Annotated in this window: 22 protein-coding genes and 2 tRNA genes; 17 read left to right on the plus strand and 7 right to left on the minus strand. The window is 66.7% G+C overall.

Annotation, left to right across the window (positions count from 1 at the left end):
* The first annotated feature begins 25 nt into the window (after nt 1–25).
* The 4 genes from gyrA (at nt 26) to LL239_RS02985 (ending at nt 3283) form a co-directional block, all read left to right on the plus strand.
* Nucleotides 26–2653, plus strand: a complete 2628-nt coding sequence (gene gyrA / locus LL239_RS02970; protein ID WP_228161965.1) for a DNA gyrase subunit A — start codon at nt 26–28, stop codon at nt 2651–2653.
* On the plus strand, nt 2650–3054 hold the full coding sequence (locus LL239_RS02975; RefSeq protein WP_228161966.1) for a DUF3566 domain-containing protein: 405 nt from the start codon (nt 2650–2652) through the stop codon (nt 3052–3054). Before gyrA ends, LL239_RS02975 begins: the two co-directional genes overlap by 4 nt.
* Before the next feature lie 68 nt (nt 3055–3122).
* A tRNA-Ile gene (locus tag LL239_RS02980) sits at nt 3123–3196 on the plus strand.
* 14 nt (nt 3197–3210) lie between these two features.
* Nucleotides 3211–3283: transfer RNA gene (locus LL239_RS02985), tRNA-Ala, on the plus strand.
* A gap of 166 nt (nt 3284–3449) precedes the next feature.
* Here LL239_RS02985 and LL239_RS02990 read toward each other — a convergent pair.
* A complete protein-coding gene (locus tag LL239_RS02990) occupies nt 3450–4148 on the minus strand; it encodes a TetR/AcrR family transcriptional regulator (RefSeq protein ID WP_228161967.1) in 699 nt (232 codons plus the stop codon).
* Nucleotides 4149–4289: 141 nt separating this feature from the next.
* Here LL239_RS02990 and LL239_RS02995 point away from each other — a divergent pair, with 141 nt between their 5' ends.
* The 8 genes from LL239_RS02995 to LL239_RS03030 all read left to right on the plus strand — a co-directional run bounded on the left by LL239_RS02995 (nt 4290) and on the right by LL239_RS03030 (nt 14359).
* Complete coding sequence (locus LL239_RS02995) at nt 4290–5798, plus strand: carboxylesterase/lipase family protein (protein WP_228161968.1); 1509 nt, start codon at nt 4290–4292, stop codon at nt 5796–5798.
* Between the two features lie 298 nt (nt 5799–6096).
* Nucleotides 6097–7227 (plus strand): aminotransferase class III-fold pyridoxal phosphate-dependent enzyme, encoded by a 1131-nt coding sequence (locus LL239_RS03000; RefSeq protein ID WP_228161969.1) that lies wholly within the window; start codon nt 6097–6099, stop codon nt 7225–7227.
* An 11-nt stretch (nt 7228–7238) separates the two neighbouring features.
* Entirely contained in the window at nt 7239–8285 is a 1047-nt protein-coding gene (locus LL239_RS03005; RefSeq protein ID WP_228161970.1) for a phosphotriesterase family protein, read from the plus strand.
* On the plus strand, nt 8282–10189 hold the full coding sequence (locus LL239_RS03010) for a dipeptide ABC transporter ATP-binding protein (RefSeq protein ID WP_228161971.1): 1908 nt from the start codon (nt 8282–8284) through the stop codon (nt 10187–10189). The genes LL239_RS03005 and LL239_RS03010 overlap by 4 nt, the downstream gene beginning before the upstream one ends.
* A gap of 41 nt (nt 10190–10230) precedes the next feature.
* Entirely contained in the window at nt 10231–11823 is a 1593-nt protein-coding gene (locus LL239_RS03015; protein ID WP_228161972.1) for an ABC transporter substrate-binding protein, read from the plus strand.
* 65 nt (nt 11824–11888) lie between these two features.
* The gene (locus LL239_RS03020) at nt 11889–12833 is read left to right on the plus strand and encodes an ABC transporter permease (protein WP_228161973.1); all 945 of its coding nucleotides are present in this window, start codon (nt 11889–11891) and stop codon (nt 12831–12833) included.
* The gene (locus LL239_RS03025) at nt 12830–13720 is read left to right on the plus strand and encodes an ABC transporter permease (RefSeq protein WP_228161974.1); all 891 of its coding nucleotides are present in this window, start codon (nt 12830–12832) and stop codon (nt 13718–13720) included. Before LL239_RS03020 ends, LL239_RS03025 begins: the two co-directional genes overlap by 4 nt.
* Before the next feature lie 216 nt (nt 13721–13936).
* The gene (locus LL239_RS03030) at nt 13937–14359 is read left to right on the plus strand and encodes an NUDIX hydrolase (protein WP_228161975.1); all 423 of its coding nucleotides are present in this window, start codon (nt 13937–13939) and stop codon (nt 14357–14359) included.
* A gap of 3 nt (nt 14360–14362) precedes the next feature.
* Here the strand turns inward: LL239_RS03030 and LL239_RS03035 are convergent, their stop codons facing one another.
* On the minus strand, nt 14363–14836 hold the full coding sequence (locus LL239_RS03035) for an aminoacyl-tRNA deacylase (RefSeq protein ID WP_228161976.1): 474 nt from the start codon (nt 14834–14836) through the stop codon (nt 14363–14365).
* Nucleotides 14833–15405, minus strand: coding sequence for a DNA helicase (locus tag LL239_RS03040; protein WP_228161977.1), 573 nt, complete (start codon nt 15403–15405; stop codon nt 14833–14835). The genes LL239_RS03035 and LL239_RS03040 overlap by 4 nt, the downstream gene beginning before the upstream one ends.
* Nucleotides 15406–15505: 100 nt before the next feature.
* On the opposite strand from LL239_RS03040, the gene LL239_RS03045 reads away from it, so the two are divergent.
* Nucleotides 15506–16063 carry a peptidylprolyl isomerase gene (locus LL239_RS03045; RefSeq protein WP_228161978.1) on the plus strand — a complete coding sequence of 186 codons (558 nt, stop codon included), beginning with the start codon at nt 15506–15508 and terminating at the stop codon, nt 16061–16063.
* A gap of 16 nt (nt 16064–16079) precedes the next feature.
* Complete coding sequence (locus tag LL239_RS03050) at nt 16080–17009, plus strand: rhomboid family intramembrane serine protease (protein ID WP_228161979.1); 930 nt, start codon at nt 16080–16082, stop codon at nt 17007–17009.
* Between the two features lie 61 nt (nt 17010–17070).
* On the opposite strand, the gene LL239_RS03055 is transcribed toward LL239_RS03050, so the two are convergent.
* Nucleotides 17071–17310: a cell division protein CrgA gene (locus tag LL239_RS03055; protein ID WP_228161980.1), complete on the minus strand. Its 240-nt coding sequence runs from the start codon at nt 17308–17310 to the stop codon at nt 17071–17073.
* 54 nt (nt 17311–17364) lie between these two features.
* Between LL239_RS03055 and LL239_RS03060 the strand changes: the two genes are divergently transcribed.
* Genes LL239_RS03060 through LL239_RS03070 form a run of 3 tightly spaced genes read left to right on the plus strand, consistent with a single transcriptional unit; the run spans nt 17365 to nt 18931 of the window.
* Nucleotides 17365–18138, plus strand: coding sequence for a class E sortase (locus LL239_RS03060; RefSeq protein ID WP_228161981.1), 774 nt, complete (start codon nt 17365–17367; stop codon nt 18136–18138).
* Nucleotides 18138–18293, plus strand: coding sequence for a hypothetical protein (locus tag LL239_RS03065; protein ID WP_228161982.1), 156 nt, complete (start codon nt 18138–18140; stop codon nt 18291–18293). Before LL239_RS03060 ends, LL239_RS03065 begins: the two co-directional genes overlap by 1 nt.
* Entirely contained in the window at nt 18290–18931 is a 642-nt protein-coding gene (locus LL239_RS03070) for an anthranilate synthase component II (protein ID WP_228161983.1), read from the plus strand. Before LL239_RS03065 ends, LL239_RS03070 begins: the two co-directional genes overlap by 4 nt.
* On the opposite strand, the gene pknB is transcribed toward LL239_RS03070, so the two are convergent.
* From pknB to LL239_RS03085, 3 genes are read right to left on the minus strand one after another with little or no spacing between them, the layout of a single operon-like run.
* On the minus strand, nt 18913–20616 hold the full coding sequence (gene pknB / locus LL239_RS03075; protein ID WP_228161984.1) for a Stk1 family PASTA domain-containing Ser/Thr kinase: 1704 nt from the start codon (nt 20614–20616) through the stop codon (nt 18913–18915). The two genes, LL239_RS03070 and pknB, sit on opposite strands and share 19 nt — an antisense overlap.
* Before the next feature lie 32 nt (nt 20617–20648).
* Nucleotides 20649–22394 carry a serine/threonine-protein kinase gene (locus tag LL239_RS03080; protein WP_228161985.1) on the minus strand — a complete coding sequence of 582 codons (1746 nt, stop codon included), beginning with the start codon at nt 22392–22394 and terminating at the stop codon, nt 20649–20651.
* Nucleotides 22391–23845 carry a peptidoglycan D,D-transpeptidase FtsI family protein gene (locus LL239_RS03085; protein ID WP_228161986.1) on the minus strand — a complete coding sequence of 485 codons (1455 nt, stop codon included), beginning with the start codon at nt 23843–23845 and terminating at the stop codon, nt 22391–22393. Before LL239_RS03085 ends, LL239_RS03080 begins: the two co-directional genes overlap by 4 nt.
* Nucleotides 23846–23861 lie beyond the last annotated feature (16 nt).

Below are 23861 nucleotides of genomic sequence, written 5' to 3' on the forward strand. Positions count from 1 at the left end.
CGACTCGATACGAAACTGAGACTCCATGGCTGACGACATCACTCCCGAGCCCACCGACGCGCGCGAGGAAGCCGCCCACAACCACGGCAAGATCGACCAGGTCGATCTGCAGCTGGAGATGCAGCGGAGCTATCTCGACTACGCGATGAGCGTCATCGTCGGGCGTGCTCTGCCCGACGTGCGCGACGGCCTCAAGCCCGTGCACCGCCGTGTGATCTACGGCATGTACGACGGCGGCTTCCGTCCGGACAAGTCGTTCTCGAAGTGCGCGCGTGTCGTCGGCGAGGTCATGGGGCACTACCACCCCCATGGCGATGCACCGATCTACGACGCCCTCGTGCGCCTGGTGCAGCCGTGGTCGCTGCGCTACCCCCTCGCGCTCGGCCAGGGGAACTTCGGTTCGCCCGGAAACCAGGGCGCGGCCGCGCCGCGGTACACCGAGACCAAGATGGCTCCCCTCGCGCTCGAGATGGTGCGCGACATCGAGGAAGAGACCGTCGACTTCGAGGACAACTACGACGGTCAGACGCAGGAGCCGACGGTCCTGCCGGCGCGTTTCCCGAACCTGCTCGTCAACGGTTCGGTCGGCATCGCGGTCGGTATGGCCACCAACATCCCCCCGCACAACCTGCGCGAGGTCTCGGCCGGTGCCCTGTGGGCCCTGGAGAACCCGGATGCCACTCGCGAGGAGCTGCTCGAAGCGCTCATGGAGCGCATCCCCGGGCCGGACTTCCCCACAGCGGCGCAGATCCTGGGGACCCGCGGCATCAAGGACGCCTACCGCACCGGCCGTGGCTCGATCACGATGCGCGCGGTCGTCAACATCGAGGAGATCCAGGGCCGCACGTGCCTCGTGATCACCGAGCTGCCGTACCAGGTCAATCCCGACAACGTCGCGGTGAAGATCGGAGACCTCGCGCGCGAGGGCAAGATCACCGGTATCGCCGACATCCGCGACGAGACCTCGGGTCGTACCGGTCAGCGTCTCGTCATCGTGCTCAAGCGTGACGCCGTCGCCAAGGTCGTGCTCAACAACCTCTACAAGCACACGCAGCTGCAGGAGAACTTCGGCGCGAACATGCTGGCCATCGTCGACGGCGTGCCGCGCACGCTGTCGCTCGACGGCTTCATCAGCCTGTGGATCGACCACCAGGTCGAGGTCATCGTCCGTCGCACGCGTTACCGCCTGCGCAAGGCGGAAGAGCGCATGCACATCCTGCGCGGCTATCTGAAGGCGCTCGACGCGCTGGACGAGGTCATCGCGCTCATCCGTCGGTCGCCGACGGCTCAGGATGCCAACGAGGGTCTGCAGAAGCTCCTCGACATCGACGACATCCAGGCGCAGGCGATCCTCGACATGCAGCTGCGTCGCCTCGCGGCCCTCGAGCGGCAGAAGATCGTCGACGAGGCGACCGAGCTCGAGGCGCGCATCGCCGATTACAACGACATCCTCGCCACCCCCGCCCGTCAGCGCACGATCATCCGCGACGAGCTCACGGCGATCGTCGACCGTTTCGGCGACGACCGTCGCACCGAGATCCTCCACGGGTTCGACGGAGACGTCTCGGTCGAAGACCTCATCGCCGAAGAAGAGATGGTCGTCACCGTCACGCGCGACGGCTACATCAAGCGCACGCGCAGCGACAACTACCGCTCACAGCACCGCGGCGGCAAGGGAGTGAAGGGCGCGCAGCTGCGTGCCGACGACGTCGTCGAGCACTTCTTCGTCACGACGACCCACCACTGGCTCCTGTTCTTCACGAACAAGGGCCGCGTGTACCGCTCGAAGGCCTACGAGGTCCCCGAGGCGGGACGGGATGCCAAGGGCCAGCACGTCGCGAACCTGCTCGCGCTGCAGCCCGACGAGGAGATCGCGCAGATCCTCGACATCCGCGACTACAACGTCGCGACGTATCTCGTGCTGGCCACCCGCGCGGGTCTGGTGAAGAAGACGCGTCTGACCGAGTACGACACCAACCGTCAGGGCGGCGTCATCGCGATCAAGCTGCGCGGCCAGGCCTCGGACGACGGGGACGAGGCCGAGCAGGGCGCTGCGGACGAGCTCGTCAGCGCGTTGCTCGTCGACGAGGGCGATGACATCCTCCTCATCAGTCGCCTGGGGATGTCGTTGCGTTTCTCCGCCACCGACAGCGCGCTGCGCCCGATGGGCCGGTCTACGTCGGGCGTGAAGGGCATGGACTTCCGCGCCGGCGACAGCCTCCTCTCGGCATCCGTGGCCAAGGACGACGAGTACGTCTTCATCGTCACCGAGGGCGGTTATGCCAAGCGCACGTCCGTCACCGAGTACCGCATGCAGAACCGCGGCGGTCTGGGCATCAAGGTGGCCCGCTTGACCGAGGATCGCGGCATTCTGGCGGGCGGTCTGATGGTCTCCGAGGGAGACGAGGTCCTTGTGGTTCTTGCCAGCGGCAAGGTGGTACGCTCCTCCGTGGCCGAGGTGCCTGCCAAGGGTCGCGACACGATGGGTGTCGTTTTCGCCCGCGCCGGCGGCGATGATCGGATCATCGCCATCGCGAGAAACACCGAGCGGAACCTGGCCGAGACGACGGAGACGACCACCGATCCGGCAGCGCCTGATGCAGCCGCGACCGCCTCCTCTTCCGAGACCCCCGAGGAAAGTACTGACGCATGAGCACGGTAGCCGACAAGCTCGCAAAGAAGTCGACTCATAAGACCCCTGCCAAGCAGGTGCGCCTGCGCCTGGTCTACATCGACTTCTGGTCGGCCGTGAAGCTCTCGTTCCTAGCCGCCGTGGCGATCGCCATCGTCACCGTGGTGTCGTACTTCCTCATCTACCTCGTCGTCACCGCCACAGGCCTCATCGGCCAGGCGGACGAGTTCTTCGCGAGCTTCACCGACGGCAGCGCCACGCTGTCGCAGTACGTGGGCCTGCCGCAGGTGATGGCCTTCGCCGCGATCGTGGCGATCCTGAACCTCGTCGTCGTGACGGTGATGGGTGCCGTCGTGGCCGGCATCTACAACCTCGCGGTCAAGGTCACGGGCGGTCTGCTCGTGGGCTTCACCTCGAACTGACGCCGATTCGGAAAAACCTCGGGATTCAGGTAAAGTCTTCGAGGTTGACCACGATGCGTCAGCAAGACGGGGCTATAGCTCAGGTGGTTAGAGCGCTTCACTGATAATGAAGAGGTCCCAGGTTCAAGTCCTGGTAGCCCCACCCGTTCCCTTTCCGGGGCCTTAGCTCAGCTGGTAGAGCGCCTGCTTTGCAAGCAGGATGTCAGGAGTTCGAATCTCCTAGGCTCCACAACTCACCGAAACCCCGCGATTCGATCTGTCGCCGTGATTCGCGGGGAATCTTCATCGCCTCGTCCAACATCGAGCACTCCAGTGTTGCCGTAGCTCTGCAGAGAGAGCGTCGGCGCTCGCGGGCACGTGCGTGTGCAAGTGCAGTGACGCCAGTGCGATCTGCGCTATCGCCGGCTTTTGCTGTCGAGACCAGCGATGAAGCAGTCGAGCAGGAACTCGAACCCGTTGTCGAGGGGTGCGGTTTCACCGGACTCCCATCGCAGCATGAATGCCCGATTCAGGAGCAGCGGAAGAAGACGCGCCAGGTTCGGATTGCGGATCGTCCCCGCGGAGACGATTGAGTGTTCGACTCCCTGGCGCCAACGGTCGGCATCATCCCCTTCCCCGGGGTCTCCCGACAACTCCACCGTCACCCAGCCGATGATGAGGCCGAGATACGCGTTGTAGGCCGCGACGATGTTCTCGTCGGAAAGTCCAGTACGGCTCAAGACACCGAGGAGCCCCTCAATGAACGGGATGGCGGGTGTGCTGTCCGCCGCGAGTGTGAGCCCGAACACGGGAGCGAAGTTCGGATGATTGAACATGATGCGCCGGATGCTGTGCGCGATGCTGGCAAGCGCGGTTTGCCACCCGGTGTCGCTCGCGACAACTGGTAGGTCGCCGAAGAGCCTTGATGAGGCGAGGCCGACGAGCTTCGCCTTCGAATCGACGTGGTAGTACAGCGCGGCTGGATAGACCCCGATCTGCGTAGCCAGAGCGCGCATGGTGAACGCATCGAGCCCATTCGTGTCGATGTACTCGATCGTGGCCTCGATGATCGCGTCGATACTGAGGGAGACATCACTGCTCGGTCTGCGTGCCATGGGCTTCCCGTCCTGGAGATCGATCCGCGCTGCGTCATCCGCGATCGTACTGATTGTACGCTGATCAATTAGTCGCTCGGATCCTCCGAACGATCGAGTGCGGAGAAGGGGACTGCGACAGTGGAGATTGCTCGTCCGTTGGTGGAAATCGATTCAGGGCCCGTGCGCGGAGTGACCGAACGCGGGTGCTCGATCTGGCGCGGAATACCTTACGGTGGAGCGATCTCCGGCGGACGAAGCTGGCGGATCGCGCAGCTCCCTGACCCGTGGAGTGAGCCGTTGGACGCGGCCCGATTCGGTCCGCGCTTCCCTCAGCCGACGCGGGGCGTGCGGGACTTCGACGACGAGCAATGGCAGAGCGAGAACGCGCTCGTGCTCAACGTCACCGCGCCGGCTCACGCAGCTACCCGGCCGTTGCCGGTGCTCGTTTGGATTCATGGCGGTGGATTCCGCATTGGCAGCGGGCCGGGCATCGGTACGGGGGACGGGAGGGCGCTCGCCCAGGAAGGAATGGTGGTCGTCACCTTCAACTATCGACTCGGCGTGTTCGGCTTCTTGTCGATCGCAGATGTCCTCGGCGACGATTGGGCGGACTCGGGGAATGCGGGCCTCCTGGACCAGATCGAACTGCTCCGATGGGTGCGTCGCAACATCCACGCCTTCGGAGGAGATCCTCAGCGCGTGACGATCGCCGGTGTCTCTGCCGGCGCGAAGAGTGTCATTGATCTGATGGCTGCGCCCGACGCTGCGGGCTTGTTCCATCGCGCGATCTCGATGTCGGGAGGCGATCATGTCGCGACGCCGGCGCAGGCCGATTCCATCCGCGGGCACTTCCTCGCGGCGCTGCGGGCCGAAGGATTCGGTGCGGATGAGTTGCTGAGCGCGCCGACCGGGGCGCTGTTGGCTGCCCAGCTCAGACTCGGCAGCGGTGCGCGCGATACCTGGATATGGCGCCCGATGATCGACGGGCGAACGTTGTCCTGTGCCCCGACCGTTGCGTTCGAAGGGGGCGATGCTGCCCGCGTGCCGCTGATTGCGGGGACGACCCGAAGGGAGGGTGCGTACTACCAAGCCCGTGACGCGTCCTTTGCTGCTCACGCGGATGCCGTTCTCGGTGAGGTGTTCGGCGCAGGCGCGACGCGTGCGCTCGAGGCCTATCGCGCGTGCGCGACTTCGCTCTTCGATGCCGACGGGGAGATCGACGCTCGTGTGCAGATCGGCACCGACGAACGGTACGGCTTCCCCACTCGAAGGCTGCTCGACGCGCACTCGCGGCACGCGCCGGTGTGGCGGTACCGCTTCGACGCCGCGACGCCGGGCCTCAGCCCGAGGCTCCGGGCCGGTCACGGTGCGGACGTGCCCTACCTTCTGAGCCAATTCGCCGAGGAGCCCGACGACGCTGCCCTCTCGCTCGCGACCCGGGTGCAGGAGTTCGTGGCGAACTTCGTTCGCTCTGGTTCTCCTGCTGGTGCGGGGGGTCTGGCGTGGGACTCCTACGACGAGAGGCATCGGGCGACCTTGATGGTCGACGAGCCCATGACAATCGCGACCGATCCGGATGCTGACCTCTTCGCTCTATGGGAGGGCAAGACCTGGGTGCCAGGGGAGTGGTGGGATCTGCCCGCGGGCGCGTCGCCCGGAGGGGCATGAGCTCATTGCCGCCTCGGCAAGCCGAAATGCACTTGTAACGCGGGAGAAATCGAATTAAACATCGGACAACGGATTATTGATCGAAGAACAATAATCCGCGTTCACCCGTCCGAAGGCTTCTATGACCATCTCCCCAGCACCAGACACGCGGCCATCGGCGCTCACGACTCTGCACGACGAACTGACCACGAGCTACGCCGCGCCGAGGCGGACCTCCGCACGGCTCTTCGAGCGCGCGGCGCTGTCTTACCCGGGAGCCGAAACCCGGTCCGTCACGCACTACTGGCCCTTCCCCAGCATGATTGCGCGCGGGAGTGGAGCGACCGTCGTCGACGTCGATGGCATCGAATATCTCGATCTCGTCAACAACTACACCTCGCTCGTTCACGGCAATGCCTTTCCACCGATCGCCGAGGCAATCTCCACTGCAGCGCAACGAGGCACAGTGTTTCCGTCGCTGCACATCGCGCAGGTCGAACTCGCCGAAGAGATCATCTCGCGTGTGCCCGCGATCGAGCGCCTTCGGCTGACGAACTCGGGAAGCGAAGCTGCTGCGCTCGCCCTTCGAATCGCACGACGGGCCACAGGGCGGCGCAACCTCGTCGTGATTGAGGGCGCGTACCACGGGTCGGTACCGCCGTTCACCGGTGATGAACCCGAGGTGCGCACTCTCCCGTTCGGTGATATCGCGGCCATTGACCAGCTGATCGATTCCGAGACCGCTGCGGTCTTCGCCGAGCCCTTCCTGGGAGCCGGAGGGGTCATTCCGCATGAAGTCGAGTATCTGCGGGCGCTTCAGGGTCGAACGCGTGCGGTCGGCGCCGTCTTTGTCTTCGACGAGGTTCAGGCCCTACGCAACGCACCCAATGGAGCGGCCGCAGCGCTCGGAATCGAGCCCGACCTCGTTCTCATCGCGAAGATCATCGGCGGCGGGCTCCCGATCGGCGGCGTCGGGGGGCGGGCGGATCTTCTCGACCTCACGTCGGCGTTCATCCCGGGTCGGCTGAGTCACGCCGGCACCTTCAACGGTCATGTCGCCGCCGCCGCGGCGGGGACAGTTTCACTTCGAAGGCTGGATGCTTCGGCGATCGACGGGTTGAACTCCGGCGCCGAGCGACTCGCCGCATCGATCTTGGCAGCGGCAGAAGCCGAACAGGTGCCGATGACGGTCACGCGGGTCGGATCGATCCTCAACCTGCATCCCGGATCGGCGCCCGTCACCACCCCCGAGGATGCTCGCCGCAACTCGACGGGACGGGCCGCGCTCCATCTTGCACTCATGATCGAGGGGATCTATACGACTCCTCGCGGCATGATCAACCTCTCGACTGCGCTCGACGATCGGATGCTCGATGACGCTGCCGCCGGCTACGCGCGCGCCTTCGCGCGACTGCGACCGGTGGCCGCGGAGCTTGCGGGGCAGTCATGAGGGAGCTCAGTGTGCGGCGTGCGGCTTTGGGAAGCCGTGTCGTCGAGAGCGTGCTCGGGGAGGTTTCTGCCGACTCGCTGGGGCACACTCAACTGCACGAGCACCTGTTCTGCGACCTGAACGCATACGGCCTCGCGTCTCAACCCGCGGACCCCCTGTCGCTTCGCACGGTTTATGCAGCGCGCGTGGACAACTCGCATCCCGACGACCTTCGGCTGGATGACCTCGAAACCGCCATCGACGAGGTCAACTCCTACCGCAGTGCAGGCGGCCAGACGATCGTCGATGCGACATCGCGCGGTCTCGGGCGCGAACCGGCCCGTCTCCGTGAGGTCGCCAGAGCGACCGGCGTCAACGTTGTGATGGGCGGCGGCTGGTACATCGACCCGTTCCAGAAAGGGCGCCTGCACGCGCTCTCCGTCGAAGAGATTGCGGCGGACATCGTCCGCGACGCGGAAGTCGGCGTGGACGATGTGAGACTCGGCATCATCGGTGAGATCGGCGTCTCGTGGCCGCCGTCGGTCGACGAGCAGAAGTCTCTGCGCGCGGCGGCGATGGCACAGCAGGAAACGGGCCTCGCCATCTTGCTGCACCCGGGGCGCCACGAACTCGCCCCCCGCGTACACCTTGACACCCTGGTCGCGGCCGGTGCAGATCCAACCCGGGTCATCGTCAGCCACATCGATCACACAATCTTCGACGTCGACGACATGCAGCGGCTGGCCGAAGAGACCGGTGCCGTATTGGAGTTCGATCTCTTCGGTGACGAGTCCTCGTACTATCCGCCGAACCCGACCATCGACCGTCCCAATGACGGCATACGTGTGCAATGGGTCGTCGAGCTCGTTCGACGCGGACTCGTCGACCACATCGCGATTTCGCAGGACATCTGCCGCAAGACCCGTCTGACCGCTTGGGGTGGGGAGGGCTACGGACACATCATCCGTCGCGTTCTTCCGCTCATGGCGGCCCGTGGCCTGGCGGCCGATGCGATCGAGGTCATCACTCAGATCCGTCCCGCCGAACTGCTGTCCCGACCCGTGACGGAGACGTCGTGAATCCGATTCTGCTGCTCGATTCCTTCACCGTCAGCGTCGAGACCGATCATGGTCTCAACGTGCTCGCTGATGCAGTCGACCTCGAGGTGGCGAGGGGAGAGACGCTCGTCATCGTTGGAGAGTCTGGCTCCGGAAAGTCCGTCACGATGCTCTCGGTCGCGCGATTGCTGGAGCACACCGCGCCGATGGTGCTGAGCGGGCGTGCGCTCGTCGACGGGACCGACATCGTCACTGCATCCCGCCGCGACATGAACCGAATTCGCGCGCGGAAGATCGGGGTGATCTTTCAGGAGGCCATGGAGGCGCTGAATCCGACGAGGCGGATCGGTGATCAGCTCGAAGAGGCATACCGTGCCGCGCAAAGAGGAGCAGTGCAACGTGGCCGCGCAATGCGGATCGCGGCTCGCGAAAAGGCGATCGCGTTGCTGGATGAGGTCGGTATGACCGATCCCGCCGGCATCCTTCTGCGATATCCACATCAGCTTTCTGGCGGAATGCAGCAGCGCGTCATGATCGCGATGGCGCTGATGGGTGATCCCGATCTCCTGATCGCAGACGAGCCGACGACGGCGCTGGATGTCACCGTGCAGGCCGAGATCCTGCGGCTTCTCCGCCGCCTCCAGATCGAACACGGGATGGCCTGCGTCCTCATCACACACGACATGGGAATCGCCGCTGAGATCGCCGACCGCATTGCCGTGTTCTACGCGGGCCAAGTCGTTGAGGTCGGCGATGCCGCGCAGATGCTGGGCAAGCCTCAGCATCCATATACCAAAGCTCTGCTCGAGTGCGTCCCACGCGCGGGGGAGCGTTTGGCGGGTCGCATGCGGACGATCCCCGGGAGCGTACCTCCGCCGGCCACATCGTTCGTCGGCGACCGCTTCGCGCCCCGGAATGCGCTGGCGACGCCGATCGAGCGAGAGCAGACGCCGCCTGTGACTGTGTCGCCGGACGGCAGACATATGGTGCGGAGTTGGAACCCGATCGCCCAGTGGACGCCCGAGCTGATCGAGCGGCTCACTGGGGCCCCCACACCGAACGGCGCGGGCCCGGCCACGCGCCCTTCGAGTGGACCGTCGCTTGTGCTGAAGAACGTCTCGAAGACGTACGCGCAAAGTGCGCGCGGCCAGGCAGTCGGCAGCGGACAAGGGAACACCGTTAGAGCCGTCAACAACGTGTCGTTCGAGGTGCGGCCTGGCGAGCTCCTCGGCATCGTGGGTGAGACTGGATCGGGCAAGTCGACGCTCGGGCGGCTCATGCTCGACCTCGAACGTCCGGATCCGGGAAGCCGGATCGAGCTTGACGGGGTTGCCTACGAAGCACGCAAGGGGCGCGCGGCCGAACTTGCGCTGCGTCAGCGTGTGCAGGCGATCTTCCAAGACCCACAGGCATCCATCGATCCACGGCAGACCATCGGCGATGCGATCGCCGAGCCGATGCGAGAGCTCACTAGCCTCAGCCGTCGTGAGATCGACGCCCGCGTGCGGTGGCTATTGGACGCCGTCGGCCTGCCCGCAGCGTCCGCGAACAAGCACGCAATGCAGCTCTCCGGCGGTCAGCGACAGCGAGTTGCGATTGCACGCGCGATCGCCCCGAAACCGTCGCTGATCGTGGCGGACGAACCGACGAGCGCGCTCGATGTCTCGGTGCAGGGTCAGATCGTCAATCTTCTGATCGACCTCCAGCGAGAACTCGGGCTGAGCTACGTATTCATCACCCACAACCTCAGCCTCGTCACCTCCATCGCGGATCGCGTCGCGGTGATGTATCGCGGCGACCTCGTCGAACTCGCAGATGCGGAGCAGATCGTTCGCTCTCCCGGTCACGAATACACCGCACGACTGCTCGCATCCAACCCAGACCCGTTCCGGGAGCGGTCGTTCGCGGCAACGAACCCCCATTGAACGCACCACCTATACGAGTCCATGACATCGGAAGGAATCACATGCACGCTCTCCCTCGTCCCTTGAAGATCGCAGTGCCGATGACCGCGCTCGCGCTCACGCTCGCCGGCTGCTCCGGAGGCGCCGCCCCCACCTCCACCGACGGGACGGATGCGGCAAGCGAGCCGGTCGTCGGCGGCACGATCACCGTGACGCTTCCGTCAGATCCGGGCACCCTCGACTCCGCCGTGAGCACGCTCCAGGTCACGCAATACATGAACTCGCATGTGCTCGAAGGGCTTCTGGCGCTGGACTCCAGCTACTCGCCGAAGCCGATGCTCGCCGACACATACGAGGTCAGCGCTGACGGGCTCCGATACACCTTCGATCTGCGAGACGGCGTGCTCTTCCACGACGGTTCTGCGCTCGACGCGGAGGATGTCGTGGCCTCCCTGACGCGCTTTTTCGACGTCAGCAGCGTCGGAAAGCAGGCAAAGCCATCGATCAGCACGATCGAGGCTACGGACGACGACACGGTGCTTCTTACTCTGAGCTCGCCGCGTTACCCGCTCCTGAGTGAACTGGCGAGTTCGGGCGCTGCGATCCTCCCCGCCGAGATCGCATCCGCCGCGGGGGCGGTTGCTCTCAGCGCCGAGCAGGCGATTGGAACCGGCCCCTATCAGCTGGACGCGTACGACACGGGTGTCGGTGTCGACCTCATCCGGTTCGACGACTACGCCTCGCGGAGCGAAGAGGACTGGGGGGGCTATGCGGGAGCGAAGCACGCGTATCTCGACGAGATCGACTTCAAGTTCGTCGCCGAGGATGCCACCGTCGTGAACGGGCTCACGGCCGGGCAATGGCAGGTTTCCACACCGGGCAACGACCAGTACGACGTGCTCAAGGCAAACCCGAATCTCGTCGTGGAGCCGTCGGCCGGTGGCGTTGTGAACACGATCGTGCTCAACCACAACGAGGCCTCCGTGTTCTCCGACCCGAAGGCGAGGGAGGCGCTGAACCTTCTCCTCGACAAGACGGCGCTTGCCGCTGCGTCCGGTACGTCGGGCGATCTGCTGGTTCCGACCGGCGCGTTCGCCTCTCCTGAGAACGAGCCGATGTACAGCGAAGAGGGCGAGGACGTCTACTCTGACCATGACCCCGAGCGCGCTGCCGAGCTCTTCGCCGAGGCCGGTGTGACGAGAGTCCGGATGCTAGTTCCCACCACCTACCCGCAGATGGTGGCCTGGGGCACGGTGGTTCAGAATGCCTTGAGCGAGATCGGCATCGATGCGGCCATCGAGTCGTACGACAATACGACCGTGCGCGCCGTCGCAACCGACGAGCCGGAGAGCTGGGACCTCACCTTCACCTTCATCAACGGTGTGCTCACCTCGCCGTCACAGGTCAACTGGCTGCAGCCGACCTATATCAGCAGCTACATGAACGCCGACCTCGATTCGCTCCTGGCCGACTATTCCGACGCTGCGGATGCCGACGCGGCCAAGGCTGTCGTGGATGACATCCAGGCGCTCGTTTGGGACGACATCCCGTCGGTCGTGATCTACGGCAGCAAGCAGTATGCGGCGTGGACGAGTGACCTGCAGGGCTTCGACAACTTCGCCCTCATCCTCTACAACAGCTGGCTCGCCGAATAGCGAGCCCGCCTTCGGGGCCGGACGAGACCTCGTCACCGGCCCCGAAGGCCGACCCGGAGACTTCAGTGACCCGACTCATCCTCCGCCGAGCGCGCGACCTTGTCATCGTGCTCTTTCTTGTGGCAACCGCGATCTTCTTCATCGTGAGAGTCATCCCCGGCGACTCCGCGATGGCGATTGCTGGCGACAACGCGACAGCCGAGCAGATCGCCCAGTTACGGACAGAACTCGGCCTCGATGCGCCGCTCTGGCAGCAGTACCTGTCTTTTCTCGGGGGCTTGTTCGTCGGTGATCTCGGCACATCGACGACGTTCCATCAGGCGGTGCTGCCCACCATCACCGAACATCTGGCGCCGACACTGACGCTTGCGATCTCGGCGACGCTGCTCTCGGTGATCGTGGCCGTCCCCGTGACGATCATGATGTCGCTGAAGCCCGGCGGCTTGGTCGCCCGCGGCAGCACCTGGCTGGCGTCGGTGGCTGTCGCAGTTCCGGAGTTCTGGCTCGCACTCATCCTCATACTCGTCGTCGCTGTGCAGATGCGGCTTCTTCCGGTGTCGGGGTATGTCGACCTCTTCTCGGACCCGGCTGCTGCCATCGGCTATCTGGCGCTGCCGGTCATCGTGCTCATGGTCAACCAGGTGGCCGTCTTCGCGCTGAACCTGAAGGAGAGCGTGTTCGGCGAGATGCTGCACCTTTATCTGCGCACCGCACGCTCGAAAGGCGTCGGCGAAGGAGCGGTCTTTCTTCGGCATGTGTTGCCCAACGCCGCCCTTCCCGCACTGACGGTCGTCGGGAACAGTCTCGGCACCCTTCTCGGGGGAGTCGTCGTCCTCGAGACGATCTTCGTCATCCCGGGTCTCGGGTCGCTTCTGAGCCAATCCGTTACGACTCGCGACTACGCGCTCATTCAGGGTGTCACCATCGCGATCGCGGGCATGTTCGTCCTTCTGAATTTCGTCATCGACCTGCTGTATGTCGTCATCGACCCGAGAGTGAGGGTGTCGTGAGCCACTTGATGAGGTTCTGGCGGAGAAACACCGAGCTCACGGTCTGGCTGATCGTGCTCCTGATGATTGCGACCATCGCGGTGATTGGCCCGCTGGTGCTGGCAGACCCCACGAGTCAGTCACCCGCCGACCGTCTTCAAGGCCCTTCCGCGGAGCACCTGCTCGGCACCGACGCATACGGCCGCGACATCCTGTCCCGGGTCGTGAATGCTGCGCGGGTCTCCTTCGGTATCGCGGCCGCCATCGCCTTCGGCGCGACAGTCTTCGGTGCTGTCATCGGTCTTGCGAGCGGTTATTGGCAGGGCACGGGCAACGTGCTGATGCGGGCGATGGATGCACTCATGGCGTTCCCCGGCATCGTGCTGTCGATCGCGCTCGTCACCGCCATTGGTGCGGGCGCATTCAGCGAGATCGTCGCGCTCACCGTCGTGTTCACGCCACTCATCGCCCGGGTGGTGCGGAGTCGGACGCTCGCTCTCTCCGGCCGATTGTTCGTCACTGCGGCGCGCGCGTCGGGCATGCGCGGGCCGAAGATCCTGTTCGTGCATGTGCTTCCCAACGCACTGCCCACGGTGCTCGTGCAGGGCATCCTCGTCTTCGCCGCAGCGCTGCTGCTCGACGGAACGCTGAGCTTCCTCGGGATGGGGGTGCAACCACCCACGCCGACCTGGGGAAACATGATCGCGGAAGCACGCCCTTTCCTGAGCATCGCCCCGATGTACGTCATCGCTCCAGGTCTGGCGATCATCGTCGTCGTCGTCACCGTGAACGCGATTGGGTCAGGGCTGCGCACTGTCGTCGACCCCCGCGCACGTTCGCTGATGAGGCTTGGCCGACGCTCAGCACAGCGGCGGGTGCGTGATGAGCCGGCGGTCGTCGCCCGCTGACGTAGGGCGGCTCGTAGAGCACGCGGCGCGAGCGCATGATGCGTCGTGCCGTCGCGCGGGCGTTGACGGACTCGATCGCGTCGATCGTGCAGATCCCCCGCCTCATCTCGACGTGATACTCGAGGAGAGGCATGAACTCACCACCGAGTCGGCTATCGCTGACTCTTTCCCTTTCCGGCCCACGGTGTCGCGTCGTGCCCGGCTAGGGTGATCGCAATGGACATGCGAGTCGCCGCGTACGCCGTCGTCACCGACGTCGATGACCGTGTCCTGCTCGCCCACTGGATCGAAGGCAGACGCGCCGCGTGGACACTTCCCGGCGGTGGTCTGGAGGAGGGGGAGGAGCCGGAGCACGCCGTGCGCCGCGAGGTCCGCGAGGAGACCGGCTTCCGGGTCGTGGTCGACGAGCTCCTCGGCATCCATTCCCGGGTCATCCCGGCGGAGTCGCGGCTCTCGCATGACGCGCAGGGGCCGCTGCACGCGTTGCGCATCGTGTACCGGGCGCATGTCGTCGGTGGGCGGTTGCGGAACGAGGTCGATGGGTCGACCGACCGCGCCGAGTGGTTCTCTCTGCACGCGGCACGGCGGCTGCGGCGCGTGCAGCTCGTCGACATCGCGTTCCGGATGGCGCGGCTGTAGCCCTCAGTCCCGGGGAGCGGTGATGTCGGCCACGGTCGCGTCGTACGCGCGGATGAGGTCGTCGGCGTCCACGAAGAGGCTGTAGCCGTGGGCACCGGCACCCATCGCGATGCGGCGCCCGACGATGCTCTCGTCGGCGTACACGGGCCAGTCGTTCGTGCTGCCGATGGGGACGATCGTGCCCCGCTCGTACCCCGTGGCGGCGAGAGCCAGCTCAGGCTCGGGCAGACGCAGCTTGTTGACGCCGACCAGGGCGCGGAGCTTCGGCCACGAGATGACCCTGTCGCCGGGGACGAGGGCGAACAGGAACGTGTCGTCCGATCGCTTCACGACAAGCGTCTTGACGATGTCGTCGGGGAGGATGCCGAGCAACTCGGCCGCCTCCTCGAGCGAAGAAGCCGCCGGACGTTCCCGTACATCCACAGAGAGGCCGCGCTGCTGCGCGGCCTCTCGAACTCGGCTGGTGGGGTCGCTCACGCGTCCGGGGCGCGCAGCGGGTCGTCGGCCACCCACAGCTCATCGTCGGCGCGGAGCGTCTGCCACGCGGCGTATGCGACGCCCGCGGCGGCGACGACGCCCAGGAGGATGGCGATGACGCCACCGGCGCCCATGCTGCTCTTCTGCTTCGGCAGCTTCGCGGCGAGGTGCTTGCTGGCCTTCTTGCCGTACTTCTCGGCGCGCTTGGCGTACTTGTGGGTGTCGAGCTCGAACCCGCGGCCCTTGGCAAGGCGGTCGCGCGTGTCGCCGGCGGCATCCCACACCGACATCGCGCCACCCACGACGGCACCGGCCGCAGGGATGACCTTGCTGCTGAGGAAGCGGTTGGCGTAGGTGACGCTCTTGCCGACGTACGGCGCGGCGTACTTGTCGTATCCATCGTGCACGGCGGGCACGAGGTCTTCGCGGCTGAAGCGACCGAGCTGGCGACCGGCTTCGCGGGCCACCTTTCCGCTCTCGCCCAGCAGAACCTGCTGGGACTCCCACACCTTCGCGGCGTGCTTCTGGAGCTTGCGCAGTTCCTTCTTGCTCTTGCGGCTGAGGCCCACGGCTTCATCCTCCCTGTCGATGGGATGTACGCGTTTCATCTTGCCAGAACGGGGGTGCTGGTCCGCGGACCCTTGCAGATAACTCTGAGAGAATGTACCCATGGCTTCCCACACCGCCGTTGCGACTCTGCACACCAACCACGGCGACATCGTCGTCAACCTGTTCGGCGACCACGCGCCCCGGACCGTTCGGAACTTCGTCGGCCTCGCCGACGGAACCCAGGAATGGACCAACCCGGCCACGGGTGCCAAGGGCGAGGGTCCCCTGTACTCGAACGTGGTCTTCCACCGCATCATCCCGGGCTTCATGATCCAGGGCGGCGACCCGCTCGGCCAGGGCATCGGCGGTCCCGGCTACACGTTCAACGACGAGATCCACCCCGAGCTCGACTTCTCGGCGCCCTACAAGCTCGCGATGGCGAACGCCGGTCTCCGCCGCAACGCCATCACCGGTCAGCCCGAGGGCACCAACGGCTCGCAGTTCTTCATCACCACCGACCCCACCCCGTGGCTGCAGGGCAAGCACACGATCTTCGGCGAGGTTGCCGACGACGCCTCGAAGAAGGTCGTCGACGCGATCAGCAAGGTTCCCACCGCCGCCGGTGACCGCCCCGTCGAGCCCGTCGTGCTCGAGTCGGTCGACGTCGTCGCCGTCTGACCCTCGGCGGCGGCGGGTGTCTACGACCGAGGAGTTCCGTCGCAACAGCGACAACTTCTGCTACCGGCATCCCGACCGGCAGAGCTTCGTTCTCTGCCAGCGGTGTCTGCGCACGGTATGTCCCGAGTGTCGCACGCCCGCCGCCGTCGGCGTCATCTGCCCCGAGTGCATGGCGCGGCAGCAGGCCGCCGAGACACCGGCGCAGAAGAAGGCGCAGCGGCGCTGGGTCCGTTCCGCCCCCGCCGCCGTCGTCGCGGGTGGCCGACCGACGGCCACCCTCACCATCATCGCCATCACCGGTCTCGCCTACGTCATCGGGCTCATCCCCGGTGTGGGGGGCATCGTCGGCAACGCCCTCGCGTTCTACCCGCCCTACCTCGTCCCGCAGTTCGGACCGATCGAGCCCTGGCGGGTCCTCACCACCGCTCTCGTCCACTCCGGGTTCTTCCACGTGGGCCTGAACATGCTGGCGCTGTGGTTCATCGGCCGGAACCTCGAGCCACTGCTCGGACGCGGGCGGTTCGTCGTCCTCTACCTGCTCGGTACGCTGGGGGGCTCGGTCGCGGTCGCCCTGTTGGCGCCGACGACCGTCGTGGTCGGCGCATCGGGTGCGATCTTCGCCCTCTTCGGCGCGCTGCTCGTGATCGGCCGGCACATTGGCGCCGACATCCGCGTCATCGGCGTGCTCATCGGCATCAACTTCGTCTGGCCGTTCATCGTCGCCTTGATCGATTCGCTCCGCACGGGCGACTACGCGGCGGCGCTCGCGAACGTGGGCGTCTCGTGGCAGGCCCACTTGGGCGGGCTCGTCGTCGGCGCGCTGGTCGGGCTCATCTACGCGCGCACGCGACTGCGACGACAGCGGTCGATGCAGATCGGTCTGCTCGTCGTTCTCGCCGTGGGTCTATGCGCCCTGCTCGCCATCCCGGCCGTGGTCTACTTCTGAAAGTTATCCACAGGCTCATCCACAGGTGGGGATGAATTACACGTGTGTAAGTCGGGTGGTCTCAGCGCCAGCGCGTGGTCATCAGGAAGCCGATGAAGGCGATCCCGAAACCGATGACGAGATTCCAGGCGCCGATGCCGGGCACCGGGAACTGGGAGTTGCTCAGGTAGAAGACGAGCACCCAGACCAAGCCGACGAGCATGAGGCCGATCATGATCGGCAGGAACCACACCGGGTTGGGCGTGGAGCCGTTCTCGTTGCGTTCAGCGATCGGGTCCTCGCCGTTGCCAGTACGTGCCATGCGGGTCAGTCTAACTGCCAGGTCGTGCTGGACCCACGGAACTAGACTCGCCTCGTGGTTACGGTCGAGCAGCCTCCGACACGCCGCGCCTCCCGTCGGCGTCCGACGGCTCGGCGTCGGGTCACCGTGCTCGGGGTCCTGGGCGATCTGCTGCTCACGGCGGGGGTCGTCGTGCTCCTGTTCGTGGGATGGCAGCTGTGGATCGGCGACGCCATCATCGGCGCTCAGTTCAAGAGCGAAGCCGGCGCGCTCACCGAGGAATGGGCGGCCGCTCCCACGGCTCCCGCGCCCTCTCCTGACACCGAGGCGGCGAGCCCCACCGAGCCGCCCGCCCTTGCGCAGCCCGGGAACGGCGAGGTGTTCGGGGTCCTTCGCATCCCTCGTCTCGGACCCGACTACCAGTTCAAACTCGCCGGTGGGGTGAGTGCCTCCGTGACGCTCGACCCCATCGGGATCGGCCACTACCCCGACACGGCCATGCCCGGCCAGCAGGGCAACTTCGCCATCGCGGGTCACCGCGGCAGCCACGGTGCTCCGTTCGCCGATCTGCCGTCGCTGCGCATCGGCGACGCGGTCGTCGTCGAGACCGAGGGAGGCTGGTACACCTACCGGTTCCGCAATCTCGAATACGTCCGACCCGACGGCGTGGGGGTGCTGCTCCCGGTCCCGCAAGCGGCGGATGTGCAGGCGACCGACAGGCTCATCACCATGACCACGTGCAGCCCGCGCTTCGGATCCACCGAGCGTGCGATCGCGTACGGGGTCTTCGAGTCGTACACCCCGCGCGCGGACGGACCACCCGCCGCACTGACCTCCGGAGCCGCCTGATGTACGGAGCCCTGTGGCGCGTGCTGCCCGGACCCTGGTGGGTCCGCCTGCTCATCGTCCTCGTCCTGGTCGCCGCCGTGCTGTACGGCCTGTTCTTCTACGTGTTCCCGTGGGTGAGCGACATCCTTTATCCACAGGAGGTCACGGTCGAGTGAGCTTCCGCGTGGTCGTCGTCGACAACCGCGACAGCTTCGTGCACACCCTCGCCGGATACGTGGCCGATCTGGGGGCGGACGTCTCCGTCCGACCGGCACACGACCCTGACGTCCTGTCCGCCGTCGCCGAGGCCGACGCGGTCGTCGTCTCTCCCGGTCCCGGGCATCCGGCCGACGCCGGCGCATCGATCGATGCGGTGCGGGTCGCCCACGCGGGTGGCATCCCTCTGCTCGGGGTGTGCCTCGGACACCAAGCCCTCGCGGTCGCCTTCGGCGGTCGGGTCGCTCGGGCCCCGGAACTGCTGCACGGTATCACCAGCCGGATCCACCACGACGGCCGCGGTGTCTTCGCCGGCTTGCCGGACGGCTTCGAGGCGACGCGGTACCACTCCCTCGCCGTCGACCCCGACACGCTGCCGGACGACCTCGTCGTGACCGCGCGCAGCACGTCCGGGGTCATCATGGGTCTCGCACACCGTACGGCGCCGTTGACGGGCGTGCAGTTCCACCCCGAGAGCGTCCTCACCGAGGGGGGCCACGCACTGCTCGGAACCTGGCTGGAGGATGCCGGGCTGCGCGGCGCCGCGAAGACGGGACGCCGTCTGCACCCTCGCCGGACTCAGGAGCCGCTGCAGTAGGTCAGGGTGATCTCGCTGTGCACCGGCACCTCGCCGGGAGCCAGCGACTGCGTCTTGACGAGAGCAGGAGTCGTGGCGGGGCATCCGGGGTCTTCCTGGGTGCGCACGGTCAACTGCTTGTCATCGGACTCGAGTTCGCGCTGAGCCACGTCCACGGGGTAGTTCTGCGTGTAGTCGTTGATGACGACCGTCCCGCTGGCGACCACGAGGTTCACCGTCGTTCCCTTGGCGACCTCGATGCCGGAGGCGACGCTCGCCGAGATGACGACGCCCGCGGTCAGTGCGGGATCGGGCTGCCGTTGGACGAGGCCGAGCGAGAGACCCGCGGCCTCCAGCGCGGACCGGGCCTCGGACTCGGTGATGCCCTCGAGCGTGGGGACGGTGGCGGTATCGGCACCGGTGGAGACGTACACGGTCACCTCCTGCCCCACGGCCACCGACGTATCGGCGCCGGGCGTCGTGCGTACGACATTGCCCGCCGCGATCGATTCGTCGGCCACGTCGACGCGCTTGGCGGACAGGTCCTCCTCCTCGAGCGCCGCCACGGCCTGGTCGTACGACATGTCCACGACGTCCGGGATCGTGCGCCCTGCCGTGGGCACGTCGTTCGACGGCTGGATCTGCACCACCCACAGCAGGACCGAGACGAGGAGCACAGCCAGGATGGCGACCCCCGCCCAGATCCACGCCACCGGCGGTCCGGGCTGCGTGCGACGCATGGTGGTGTCGGTGCTGAGCTGTCGCAGGGAGCGCGCCGTCTCGGCAGCCTGTCGGGGGTTCGGCCCGTACAGCTCGTTCGACAGCGCCGACATCTGACGCTTCGTCGGTTCTTTGCCTTCGACCGTGGCATCCAGGTCTTCCCGGAAGCCGGCGGCGTCCTGAGGGCGCTGGAACGGGTCTTTCGCGAGGGCCCGGAGCACGACGGCATCCAGTGCCCGGGGCACGTCGTCGTTGAGCTCGCTCGGCGGCACGGGCGCCTCGCTGACGTGCTGGTACGCCACGGCGACCGGAGTGTCTCCCCGGAACGGTGGACGACCCGTGAGCAGCTCGTAGAGCACTACCCCCGTGGAGTAGAGGTCGGCGCGCGCGTCGACCGACTCGCCCTTCGCCTGCTCCGGTGAGAAGTACGCGGCGGTTCCGACGATCGCGGTCGTCTCCGCCACGGTGGAGGAGGAATCGGACACCGCGCGGGCGATACCGAAGTCCATCACCTTGATGCGACCGGAGTCCGTGATCATCACGTTGCCGGGCTTGATGTCGCGGTGCACGACACCGGCGCGGTGGGAGTACTCCAACGCCTCCAGGATGCCGTCGACATATCGGAGCGCGTCGTCGATGGGCACGGGTCCCCCGGCGATGACGTCCTTCAACAGTCGGCCGTGGACGAGCTCCATCACGATGTACGGCACCGGCCGCTCGTTCCCGTCGACGCCGACCTCGACGTCCTCGCCCGCGTCGAACACCCGCACGATCGTGGGGTGGGCCATGCGCGAGGCCGCCTGCGCCTCCAGACGGAACCGCGTGCGGAACGCGGCGTCGCCGGCGAGATCGGCCCGGAGGATCTTGATCGCCACCGTACGACCGAGGGTCTGGTCGTAGCCGCGATAGACGCTGGCCATTCCGCCGCGACCGATGAGGTCGTCGACGCGGTAGCGCCCGGAAAGGACACGCGTCTCAGTGGTCACGGGGGAACTCCTGGCGGGGTGGGGGATCGGGGTCAGCGGGTGGCGCTGGGGCTCGGCGACGGCGAGTTTCCTCCGGTGATCGATGCGGATGCCTCGCCCGAGGGGCCCGCCGTGCGGTCGGTGCCCGAGCAGCTGACGGTGTAGGTCACGCGGAGACTCTGGCCGACGGAGTTGTTCACCTGCAGCTCGGCGTTGCGAGCCTCGGGGGAGAACGACGCCGTCGACTGGCCGTTCTCGGTGAACGTGCCGTTGGTCGCCGTGAAGTTGTACGACGACACGTTGCCCGTTCCGGAGGGGCACGTGTACTGCTGCCACGACACCTGAACGGTGTCGCCCGCCGTCACGGACGAGTCGGGCAGGGTGGGCGTGCCGGGTGCGGGGAGCGGGGTCTCCTCACCGAAGACACGGAGCGTGATGATCGTGCCCGCGGGGACACGACCGGTGGGGTTGACCGTGTCGACGAGGCCCACCTGATCGGGGCTGGTCGCGGCGTTGCCCGTCTCGCACTGCGCGCCGAGATCGTTGTCGCTGAGGATCGCGCTCGCCTCTTCGCATGACTTGCCCGGTAGGCCGAGCGAGTTGACGTCGACGAGCTGCGAGGTCTGCGTCGGCGACGACGAGGGGGATGACGAGGGGGACGGCGCGGACGAGGTGGGTGCGGAACTGGTGGGACCCGCGTCGGGGTCGTTCTGATTGCTCAGAACGGCGAAGAGCGTGCCGCCGAGCACGAGCAGCAGCAGCGCGATGAGCGCCACGAGCGGCCACGTCCACGGGCTGCGCTTCTTCTTCTGCGGCCGCGGATCTTCCTCGGTGTGCTCCTCGGTCAGCAGCGAGGACGCCGGAGCGGGCAGCAGGCGCGTCGCCGCGGACGTCTGCCCCGCGGTGAGCAGCTGAGTGACCTCATCGGCGACGGCGACACCCGCGGCGATCGCGGGGACGGCAGCGGCGGCGGCGGTGAGGTCGCCGCGCCGCAGCGCCGTCGCGGCGCGCGAGACCGCGGCGGCCGAGGCCGGGCGGTCGTCGGGCTTCTTCGCGATCATCGCCATGACGAGGTTCTGCACCGGGACCGCCACCGTCGGCGGCAGCGGTGCCGGCTGCTCGTTGATCTGCGCCATGGCGATCGCAACCTGCGACTCGCCCGTGAAGGGGCGCTTCCCCGCGAGGCACTCGTACGCGACGATGCCGAGGGAGTAGATGTCGGTGGCCGGTGAGGCCGGGTGGCCGGACGCCTGCTCGGGCGACAAGTACTGGACCGTCCCCATGACCTGGCCGGTCGCGGTCAGCGGCACCTGGTCGGCGATGCGTGCGATGCCGAAGTCGGTGATCTTCACGCGTCCATCGGGCGTGATGAGCAGGTTGCCCGGCTTGATGTCGCGGTGGACGAGGCCCGCGGCGTGCGCGGCCTGCAGGGCCGCGGCCGTCTGCGCGACGATGTCGAGGGTCTTGTCGGTCGAGAGCGACCCCTCGCGCTCGAGGATCGTCGAGAGGGCCTCGCCGGGCACGAGTTCCATGACGAGGAAGGCGCTGCCGTCCTCCTCGCCGTAATCGAACACGCTCGCGATGCCCTCGTGGTTGACGAGCGCGGCGTGGCGGGCCTCGGCGCGGAAGCGCTCGAGGAACCCGGGGTCGCCCATGTACTCGTCTTTGAGGATCTTGATCGCGACGGTACGCCCGATGACGTGGTCGGTCGCTTCCCAGACCTCGCCCATCCCGCCGATCGCGATCCGCGAATCCAGCTCGTAGCGTCCTCCGAAGGTCACTCCTTGCGTCGGTCTCATTTGCCCAGCACCGCCTCCATGACCTTCTTCGCTATCGGGGCGGCGATCTCGTTGCCGCTCCCGTTCTGCCCCTGGCCCCCGCCGTTCTCCACCACGACAGCGACGGCGACCTTCGGGTCGTCCGCCGGGGCGAATCCGGTGAACCAGAGAGTGTAGGGACGTGCGTCGTTCTCTGCGGTGCCGGTCTTACCCGCCACCTGGACCCCGTCTATTCTTGCATTCGACGCCGCGCCGTCCTGGACGTTCGCCGTCATCATCGTGACCATCTGCGCCGCGGTGTTCGACTCGAGAGCGCGGCCGAACTCGCTGCTCGAGCCCTCTTCCGCGACCGAGAGATTGGGTTCGATCACCCGGTCGATCATGCGCGGGTTCATCACGACGCCGTCGTTCGCGATCCCCGCCGAGACCATCGCCATCTGCAGGGGGGTCGCGCGGACCTGGCCCTGCCCGAAACCGCTCAGCGCGGTCTGCGGCGCATCGAGGTTCGAGGGGTACGTCGAGGGCGTGGAGGTCAGGGGCATCGAGAACGACGAGTTGAAGCCGTACTTCTCCGCCTCCGCCCGGATCGCGTCGTCGCCCAGTTCGACGGCGAGTTCGGCGAAGGGGATGTTGCAGCTGAGTCGCAGCGCGGTCGCGATCGTCACGGTGTCGCCGCCGCCGCAGGTGCCGCCGCCAGCGTTGCTCACGACGCTCGAGGACTGCGGGAGCGTGTAGGAGGCGACGTTCGGGAACGTCGAGTCGGGCGTGTATCGACCGGATGCCAGCGCGGCCGAGGCCACGACGAGCTTGAAGGTCGAGCCCGGGGGGTTCAGGTCGCCCTCGATCGCTCGATTGACCAGCGGCTGCGAGGGATCCGCGGCGAGCTGGTCGTAGGCGGCGTTGACGGCGTCCGGGTCGTGCGCGGCGAGCGTGTTGGTGTCGAAGCTGGGCTTGGACACCATGGCGAGGATCCGGCCCGTGGACGGCTCGATCGCGACGACCGCGCCCTGCTGGTCGCCGAGGGCGTCCCATGCGGCGCGCTGGACGTCGGCATCCACGGAGAGCTCGACATTCGAACCGCGCGGAACCTGGCCGGTCAGGGCACGGTCGATCCGCGAGAAGAACTGATTCTCGTCGGAGCCGCTGAGCACGCTGTTCTCGGACAGTTCGATCCGCGTCTTGGCGTCGAGAACGGGGTTCATGTATCCGGTCACGGGCGCCCACATGGCGGCATCCACGTACTCGCGCTGCCAGCTGTAGACGTCGTCGGAGGGGACGGACTGCGCGATCGGGGTGCCGCTGACGATGATCGATCCGCGCTGGATCTCGTACGAGTCGTAGAGGGCGCGCCGGTTGCCCGGGGTGTCGGCGAGATTGGCCGCCTGGCCCACCTGGATGATGCTCGTCGAGACGAACAGCGCGAGGAACATCGCCAGCATGACGATGCTGAGGCGTCGGAGCTCTTTGGTCACGGTGCCTCCTCCGGGG

It is taken from the genome of Microbacterium testaceum (genome assembly GCF_020781835.1).
GTDB lineage: Bacteria > Actinomycetota > Actinomycetes > Actinomycetales > Microbacteriaceae > Microbacterium > Microbacterium testaceum_H.

What these genes read in the sequence shown, in the direction of transcription:
- gyrA (WP_228161965.1), top strand. Translation starts at nt 26, where the DNA reads ATGGCTGACGACATCACTCCCGAGCCCACCGACGCGCGCGAGGAAGCC.
- LL239_RS02975 (WP_228161966.1), top strand. Translation starts at nt 2,650, where the DNA reads ATGAGCACGGTAGCCGACAAGCTCGCAAAGAAGTCGACTCATAAGACC.
- LL239_RS02990 (WP_228161967.1), bottom strand. Translation starts at nt 4,148, where the DNA reads ATGGCACGCAGACCGAGCAGTGATGTCTCCCTCAGTATCGACGCGATC.
- LL239_RS03000 (WP_228161969.1), top strand. Translation starts at nt 6,097, where the DNA reads ATGATTGCGCGCGGGAGTGGAGCGACCGTCGTCGACGTCGATGGCATC.
- LL239_RS03015 (WP_228161972.1), top strand. Translation starts at nt 10,231, where the DNA reads ATGCACGCTCTCCCTCGTCCCTTGAAGATCGCAGTGCCGATGACCGCG.
- LL239_RS03030 (WP_228161975.1), top strand. Translation starts at nt 13,937, where the DNA reads ATGGACATGCGAGTCGCCGCGTACGCCGTCGTCACCGACGTCGATGAC.
- LL239_RS03045 (WP_228161978.1), top strand. Translation starts at nt 15,506, where the DNA reads ATGGCTTCCCACACCGCCGTTGCGACTCTGCACACCAACCACGGCGAC.
- LL239_RS03055 (WP_228161980.1), bottom strand. Translation starts at nt 17,310, where the DNA reads ATGGCACGTACTGGCAACGGCGAGGACCCGATCGCTGAACGCAACGAG.
- LL239_RS03065 (WP_228161982.1), top strand. Translation starts at nt 18,138, where the DNA reads ATGTACGGAGCCCTGTGGCGCGTGCTGCCCGGACCCTGGTGGGTCCGC.
- LL239_RS03080 (WP_228161985.1), bottom strand. Translation starts at nt 22,394, where the DNA reads ATGAGACCGACGCAAGGAGTGACCTTCGGAGGACGCTACGAGCTGGAT.